This is a genomic window from Streptomyces rugosispiralis, assembly GCF_024505145.1.
In the GTDB taxonomy this organism is placed as follows: Bacteria; Actinomycetota; Actinomycetes; order Streptomycetales; family Streptomycetaceae; genus Streptomyces; species Streptomyces rugosispiralis.
Genome location: NZ_JANIAA010000163.1, coordinates 1 through 1,282, shown reverse-complemented (window position 1 = coordinate 1,282; position 1,282 = coordinate 1). Strand labels below are relative to the sequence as shown.

Here is a 1,282-nt window from a genome sequence, read left to right as displayed (position 1 = left end):
CGCTTGTCGCCGGGCCGGTCCTCGCGCACGAGGACCGCGGCCTGGGCCACGCCATCATGCCCGGCCAGCACCGCCTCGATCTCACCCAGCTCGATCCGGAAACCACGCAGCTTGACCTGGTCATCGACCCGCGACAGATACTCCAGCTCACCATCGGCGGTCCACCGCACCACATCACCCGTGCGATACATCCGCCCACCGCCGGTACGGTCGAACGGATCGGCCACGAACCGCTCGGACGTCAGCCCCGACCGCCCGTGATAGCCACGCACCACACCCTCACCCGCGATATACAGCTCACCCGGCACCCCGACCGGCACCGGCCGCAACCCGCCGTCCAGCACATACACCTGGGTATTGGCGATCGGCCGCCCGATACGCGGACCGTTCGCGCTCTCGGGGGTGACCGGCCAGGCCGTCGACCAAATCGTGGTCTCCGTCGGACCATACAGATTCGTCACCGACCCGGCCCGACCAGCCAACGCCACCGCCAGATCAGCGGGCAACGCCTCACCACCCACCAGCACCCGCACACCCCTCAGCACCGCCGGATCCTCGGCCAGCACCGCCCGCCACAAACTCGGCGTCGCCTGCATCACCGAAATCCGCTCAGCAGACACCAACCCACACAACGCCGCCGGATCCCGCACCACATCCCGCTCCGCCACCACCACCGCAGCGCCAGACAGCAGGGGCACGAACAACTCAAGACCCGCGATGTCGAACCCCACCGTCGTCACCGCCAGCAAACGGTCCTCACCCGAAAGCCCGAACCGCCCGGCCATCGACACCACAAAGTTCGCCAACGGCCCCTGCGGCACCACCACACCCTTCGGCCGCCCCGTCGAACCCGACGTATAAATCACATACGCGGAGGTGTCGGGGGCCGTGGCCGCCCGTACCTCCTCGACGTCGGCCGGGTCGTCGAAGGCTGCCCGCACGGCTGCGGAGTCCATGAGCAGACGCGGAACGCCACCGATCTGGGGAAGGTGGTCGGCGGACTCCGCCGAGGTGAGGATGAGTGCCGGTGTGGCGTCCTGGAGCATGTACGCGAGCCGGTCCGCCGGATACTCCGTGTCCAGCGGAAGATACGCCGCCCCCGCCTTCCACACCGCCAGCAACGCCACCACCAGGTCCACCGACCTCGGCAACGCCACCGCCACAAAACACTCCGCACCCACCCCACGCCCAGCCAACAACCCCGCCAAACGCCCAGCACGCCCATCCAGTTCGCGATACGACAGCGACACACCACCCGCCACCACCGCCACCGCATCCGGCG

Annotated in this window: 1 protein-coding gene; it reads right to left on the bottom strand. The window is 68.8% G+C overall.

Translation table 11 applies throughout. The features are described 5' to 3' along the window. On the bottom strand, positions 1 to 1,282 hold a 1,282-nt coding region (locus NP777_RS46850), incomplete at both ends, for a non-ribosomal peptide synthetase (RefSeq protein ID WP_449343570.1).